The following is a 6,356-nucleotide window of genomic DNA, read 5'->3' as shown; positions in this document are numbered from 1 at the left end:
GCATGCAAACGGAACTCGCAATCACAAGAACATTGCTTCCATACGCTGCGTGACTTTGTCCGGATTGGTTTAGCCCAGAAACACAAAAAGCCGGACTTGTGTCCGGCTTCCGCATTGGCAATCCCGATTGACGGGTGCCTATATGGTGCGAGCGTTATGCAATCGCGTCACGTGCTGCTTTACGAGCAACGTCTTTGATCTGCCACTGGGAAATCCCGACATCATCAAGATCGCGCTTATCAAGGCCGTAAAGTTCATTCGCGACCGAGCGTGCATAGGCCCAACGGCGAACAGCAACAAGAATACTGGACAGGAACATGTTGAACCTCCTTGGGTTACAATTTTGAATGCTGCCTTGGAGGTAACCTCCAACTGTCTGGCGCATTCATCAGCTTGCTTCGCGTTGCAATATGTCGAAATTCCACTTGATCCTCAACCACCAAAAAATGCATATCATCTGTGCCATTCATTCACAGATAAACACACATGAACAAATCATACCCGACAATTCGTGGCTGATAAGGGCATTAAGTATGATGTTTTGAGTTGAATTACACCTGAACGCGCTTAGTGCATCGCAGCATTTTCGCTGACTTCTCAGGTCAAAACGCCCTGTCCTAGGGGTTGCCCTCTGCGACCTTGGCAAACGGCAAAGATGATTGAAGGGCATGGACGGTAAGCGGCGCGGCAACGCCTTTGACCGCGAAGTCACCACAGCAAACCGTCGGCTCGGTGATGTGGCTTGCCAGAACATCTGACATCAACAAGGGTGTGCCGATCTGTTTGGTCAGGCTTTCCAAACGGGCCGTCCGGTTTACCGCCACCCCCATCACGGTGAAATCCAGTCGGTGGGTACCACCAACGTTGCCATAGACCACTTCGCCGTAATGAAGCCCGACGCCAAAGCGAAGGATTGGCAACCCTTCTTTCAAACGTTTCCGGTTCACATTTTCCAGATCGGCCAAGGCGGCCTCGGCCGCACGCACCGCGTTTTCACAGACAGTTTCGGCGGATTGATTGTTTTCCTGGGCAAAGACAATCAGCATGGCATCGCCGACAAAACGCAAAATCTCGCCCCCATGGGCGCGCACCGCACGTTCAACCGTTTCAAAATAGACATTAAGACTGTCAAGCAGCTGCTCGACCGACAGCGTTTCGGTCATCACCGTGAAATCGCGCACGTCACTGAACCAAAGGGCTGCACGAATGGTTTCACCGTCGCCGCGACGAATATGACCATGCATGACCCGCGCGCCGGTGCGTTCGCCTAGATAGGTATCAAGCAACGAATGTTCGATCCGTTTGGTCACATGCAGTTCAAGCACCCCGCCAACGTGATCCAGCAATCCTTCGAAACAGGCGAGTTCAGTGTCATCGAAACCATTGGGCTGATCTGTCGCGATGGTCATCACGCACCAGCGTCCACCACTGAACCGAATGCGGGTACAATAATAGTCGGTCAACCCCATGCCGATCAGTTCGCCGACAAGCGGGTGATGATCGGCCGGATTGACCCTGGCAAGGTGAATGCGCACTGGGCCACCATGCAGGTTAACGTCTTCGACCGGACTTCCGATGTAAGAACCGCTTTCATGAATGCCGTGGGTGGCTTCCCACAGACGGGCCCCGTGTTCGCGATCCCAAAGAAACGACCAGACGGCAACTTGCGGATGGAGCGCCTCCATCGAGCAGCGCATGCGCGCAATATGAAATCCTTGGGCGTTGATCCGCGTCATCAGTTGGTCAAGGAAGGCATTTGCATCCTCGATCAGGCGACCTTCTTGGGCAATCCAGTCGATAACAGGTGCGCTATTCCACATGGTCGTCCTCTATTTCCCTGCTATCACATGATAATCGCGACCAAATTCAATGCACTTATTCCGATGCGTCACAGCTTTAATGCCGACAAACGCCCTAATTGTTTTTGCTGCTCTGCAATATATTACCGATGTATATTGCCAATTTTGTAACAAAGTGTTTCAGTTCGCAATCTGGAAACGCCCTGTTACAGTTTTGTGGATGCATTGTGCCCCTTCTCGCAGCATGTTGTCGCTGCAAATGGTTAAAAGCCAGGGAGGAAACCTAGATGTATCTGCGCAAAACCATCCTCGCCACTGGTGTGGCGTTTTCTGCACTCGCGACTGCTAACTTTGCTCATGCCGAGCCGACCGCTGAAGTTCTGCACTGGTGGACTTCGGGCGGCGAAGCAAAAGCTGTCGCATCCCTTAAAGAAGATTTCGAAGCCAATGGCGGCACCTGGGTTGATAGCCCGGTCGCTGGTGGTGCTGGCGATGCAGCCATGACCGTTCTGCGTTCGCGCGTTCTGTCGGGTGATGCACCGGCTGCTGTTCAGCTTAAAGGTCCGGCAATTCAGGAATGGGCCGAACAGGGTGCCCTTGCTGATCTCAATGACGTTGCCGCTGCTGAAGGTTGGGATGACGTTATCCCGGCTGCGATCCAGGACGTTATGAAATACGAAGGCGACTATGTTGCTGTTCCGGTAAACGTACACCGCGTTGACTGGATCTGGGCAAACCCGACCCTTCTGGCAAAAGTTGGTGCCGATTCCGCACCGACCACCTGGGACGAGTTCAACGCCCTTGCTGACAAACTTCAGGCTGCTGGCATCACGCCGGTTGCCCATGGTGGTCAGCCGTGGCAGGACGCAACCGTCTTTGAAACCGTCGTTCTTGGCCTTGGCGGCCCGGAATTCTTCCAGAGTGCTCTGGTTGATCTCGACGAAGACGCACTGAACTCCGACACCATGAAAGCGGTGTTTGACCAGATGCGCAAAATCCGCGGTTATGTCGATGCCGACTTCCCGGGTCGTGACTGGAACCTTGCAACTGCAATGGTCATGAATGGCGAAGCCGCCATGCAGATCATGGGTGACTGGGCAAAAGGCGAATTCCTTGCTGCTGGCAAAGTACCGGGCAAAGACTTCATCTGTGCAGCAACCCCGTCTGAAAACGGCTACCTGTTCAACGTTGACAGCTTTGCCATGTTCAACGTTTCGGGCGACGACAAGGTCGCTGGCCAGAAACTGCTTGCCGAACTGATTGTTGGCGAGAAGTTCCAGGAAACCTTCAACCTTCTCAAAGGTTCGATCCCGGCACGTTCAGGCGTTTCGCTTGATAAGTTCGACGATTGCGCCAAGAAGTCCGAAGCTGACCTTCAGGCCGCACAGGAAGCCGGTGGTTTCCTTCCGTCCATGGCACATGGCATGGCGCTTCGTGGCCACCTTGCAGGTGCGATCGTTGACGTCGTGACCGCACATTTCAACTCCGACATGTCGTCTGACGAAGCCGTCTCGCGTCTGGTCGAAGCTGTTGAACTGGCCAAAGACTAATCTCATCTGATCAGTACAATCTGAGATATGAGCAATTTGCAGGCCCCGGAATTTCCGGGGCCTGTTTCCCACTCATTTAACTTTTGAGGCAAAGGTTATGGGGGCTTCTCAAAGCACCGAAAGCAACCTGACGGCCAGCATCCAGCGTCATCTGTCCAAGATCGTTGTTGCACCGTCCTTTGCTGCGTCCCTGTTTTTTGTCTACGGGTTCATCCTGTGGACCGGCTATATGGCGTTTTCCAAGTCACGCATGCTTCCCGTCTGGGATTGGGCAGGGCTTCGGCAATATGAACGTCTGTGGCAGATGGAACGCTGGCATGTTGCCATTGAAAACCTGCTGATCTTTGGCGGTCTGTTTATCGCGACCTGCCTGATCATCGGGTGCCTTCTGGCAGTTCTTCTTGATCAGCGTATTCGCGCCGAAGGTGCGCTTCGTACGATCTTCCTTTATCCGATGGCCCTGTCCTTCATCGTGACGGGTACTGTCTGGAAATGGCTTCTTAATCCGGGCCTTGGCCTTGAAAGCATGATGCATGACCTCGGCTGGACGAGCTTCAAGTTCGACTGGCTGGTCAATTCGGACATGGCGATCTACACGGTTGTGATCGCAGCAGTCTGGCAGGCATCGGGCTTTGTCATGGCAATGTTCCTTGCGGCATTGCGCGGCGTCGATCAGGACATCATTCGCGCAGCCTATATGGACGGTGCCAGCCTGCCCCGGATCTATTTCGGTATCATCATTCCGTCGATCCGCCCGGTTTTCCTGAGTGCGATCGTCGTTCTGGCCCACCTTGCTGTTAAAAGCTTTGACCTTGTCATCGCGCTTACCGGTGGCGGCCCGGGCTATTCATCCGACCTTCCGGCAACCTTCATGTACACGATGGCCTTCCAGCGTAACCAGCTTGGTGTTGGTGCCGCCAGTGCCATGATGATGCTGGCAACCGTTATGGCGATCATTGTGCCGTATCTGTATTCCGAACTGCGCGGAGGCAAGAAAAATGGCTGATATTCAGACCTATAGCCACGATGCAGGCTGGAAACACACCCTTCTGCGCGGGTTGCTGTATCTTATTCTGATCCTGTTTGCGGCCTATTACCTTTTCCCGCTGATCGTCATGATTTCGACCTCGTTGAAATCGCTTGACGAAATTCGTGAAGGGTCGCTGATTTCACTGCCGCGCGTGGTGACGTTTGATGCATGGAACTATGCGTGGAACGAAGCCTGCGTTGGTGTCGAATGCACCGGGATCAAAATCTATTTCTGGAACTCGGTCAAAATGGCGATCCCCGCCGTTCTGATTTCGACCTTCCTTGGTGCGATCAACGGTTATGCGCTGACCAAGTGGCGGTTCAAGGGTGCAAACATCGTATTTGCCCTGCTGCTGTTTGGTTGCTTCATTCCGTTCCAGGTCGTTCTGCTGCCGATGTCACAGGTTCTTGGCAAACTTGGTCTTGCCAGCTCCACTCCGGGCCTTGTTCTGGTCCACGTGGTTTACGGCCTGTGCTTTACCACTCTGTTCTTCCGGAACTACTACGTTTCGATCCCGGACGAGCTGGTCAAGGCCGCCACCATTGACGGTGCCGGGTTCTTCACCATTTTCTGGCGCATTATTCTGCCGATCTCGACCCCGATCATCGTGGTTTCGGTCATCTGGCAGTTCACCCAGATCTGGAACGACTTCCTGTTCGGTGCTTCGTTCGCCTCTGGCGCAAACGCACCGATGACCGTCGCACTCAACAATATCGTCAACACCACGACCGGCGTGAAACAGTATAACGTTGATATGGCAGCAGCCCTGCTGACCGGCCTTCCGACGTTGCTGGTTTATGTTCTCGCTGGCAAATACTTCGTCCGCGGCCTGACCGCCGGCTCGGTGAAGGGATAAGCAAATGGCATCACTCACCCTCGATAAAGTTCGCAAGGCTTTTGGCCCTGTCGAAGTTCTCAAGGAAATCAATCTGGCGATTGACGATGGCGAGTTTCTCGTCCTTGTCGGTCCGTCCGGTTGCGGCAAATCGACCCTTCTGAACCTGATTGCAGGTCTGGAAACAGCCACCGACGGGGAAATCCGCATCGGGGATCGCGTTATCAACGACGTGCATCCCAAAGACCGTAACATCGCCATGGTGTTCCAGTCCTATGCGCTTTACCCGAACATGACTGTGCGCAAGAACATCACCTTTGGCCTCGAAATCCGTGGCGTTTCAAATCAGGAACGTGACAAGGCCGTTGCCGATGTTGCCAAACTGCTTCAGATCGAAGCACTTCTGGATCGCAAACCGTCCCAGCTTTCGGGTGGTCAGCGTCAGCGTGTGGCCATGGGCCGCGCGCTTGTCCGTGATCCGGATATCTTCCTGTTTGACGAACCGCTTTCCAACCTTGATGCGAAACTGCGTGTCGACATGCGGACCGAGATCAAGAAGCTGCATCAGCGTCTTGGCTCGACCATCGTTTATGTCACCCACGATCAGATCGAAGCCATGACCCTGGCCTCGCGCATCGCGGTGATGAAGGACGGTATCCTGCAGCAGTTCGATACGCCGCAGAACATCTATGAACGCCCCAACAACATGTTTGTTGCCGGCTTCATCGGATCGCCGTCGATGAACTTCATTGATGCGACCCTGACCGAGGACAACGGCAAGCTGGCCCTGACCATCCCGCGCGATGGCAACCCGATTGTCCTGCCGCTGTTTGAGGCACCGGAAAGCTATCGTGGTTATATCGGCAAGGATGTTGTGTTCGGCATTCGCCCCGAAGCCCTGACCCACAAACGTACCGGGTCGGACGAACCGGGCAGCCAGTATGTCAATTTCGACAGCAAGGTCGAAGTGATTGAACCGACCGGTGCCGACACGATGACCGTGATCGAAATCGCCGGTAAGGAAATCGTTGCGCGCGTCCGTCCGGACCGTCAACCGAAACCGGGCGAGAGCATGACGTTCTCGGCCGACATGTCTCAGATCAGTCTGTTTGACCCGGATACCGAGTTGCGGATCTGATCTG

Annotated in this window: 6 protein-coding genes; 4 read left to right on the top strand and 2 right to left on the bottom strand. The window is 54.2% G+C overall.

Translation table 11 applies throughout. The annotated features are described in order from the left end of the window. Positions 1-154: 154 nt before the first annotated feature. A complete protein-coding gene (locus tag B2T33_RS03910) occupies positions 155-319 on the bottom strand; it encodes a DUF1127 domain-containing protein (RefSeq protein ID WP_008891829.1) in 165 nt (54 codons plus the stop codon). 298 nt (positions 320-617) lie between these two features. Then, positions 618-1,820, bottom strand: a complete 1,203-nt coding sequence (locus B2T33_RS03905) for an adenylate/guanylate cyclase domain-containing protein (RefSeq protein ID WP_286791203.1) — start codon at positions 1,818-1,820, stop codon at positions 618-620. A 266-nt stretch (positions 1,821-2,086) separates the two neighbouring features. On the opposite strand from B2T33_RS03905, the gene B2T33_RS03900 reads away from it, so the two are divergent. The 4 genes from B2T33_RS03900 to B2T33_RS03885 all read left to right on the top strand — a co-directional run bounded on the left by B2T33_RS03900 (position 2,087) and on the right by B2T33_RS03885 (position 6,352). Beyond that, entirely contained in the window at positions 2,087-3,349 is a 1,263-nt protein-coding gene (locus tag B2T33_RS03900; protein ID WP_063086948.1) for an ABC transporter substrate-binding protein, read from the top strand. A 97-nt stretch (positions 3,350-3,446) separates the two neighbouring features. Then, positions 3,447-4,355, top strand: a complete 909-nt coding sequence (locus B2T33_RS03895; RefSeq protein WP_286791202.1) for a carbohydrate ABC transporter permease — start codon at positions 3,447-3,449, stop codon at positions 4,353-4,355. Beyond that, positions 4,348-5,235 (top strand): carbohydrate ABC transporter permease, encoded by an 888-nt coding sequence (locus B2T33_RS03890; protein WP_197147379.1) that lies wholly within the window; start codon positions 4,348-4,350, stop codon positions 5,233-5,235. The genes B2T33_RS03895 and B2T33_RS03890 overlap by 8 nt, the downstream gene beginning before the upstream one ends. Before the next feature lie 4 nt (positions 5,236-5,239). Further along, positions 5,240-6,352: an ABC transporter ATP-binding protein gene (locus B2T33_RS03885; RefSeq protein ID WP_064782009.1), complete on the top strand. Its 1,113-nt coding sequence runs from the start codon at positions 5,240-5,242 to the stop codon at positions 6,350-6,352. Positions 6,353-6,356: the final 4 nt, after the last annotated feature.

Source organism: Thalassospira sp. UBA4513, assembly GCF_002388495.1.
In the GTDB taxonomy this organism is placed as follows: Bacteria; Pseudomonadota; Alphaproteobacteria; order Rhodospirillales; family Thalassospiraceae; genus Thalassospira; species Thalassospira tepidiphila.
This window is presented reverse-complemented; position numbering and strand designations above follow the sequence as displayed.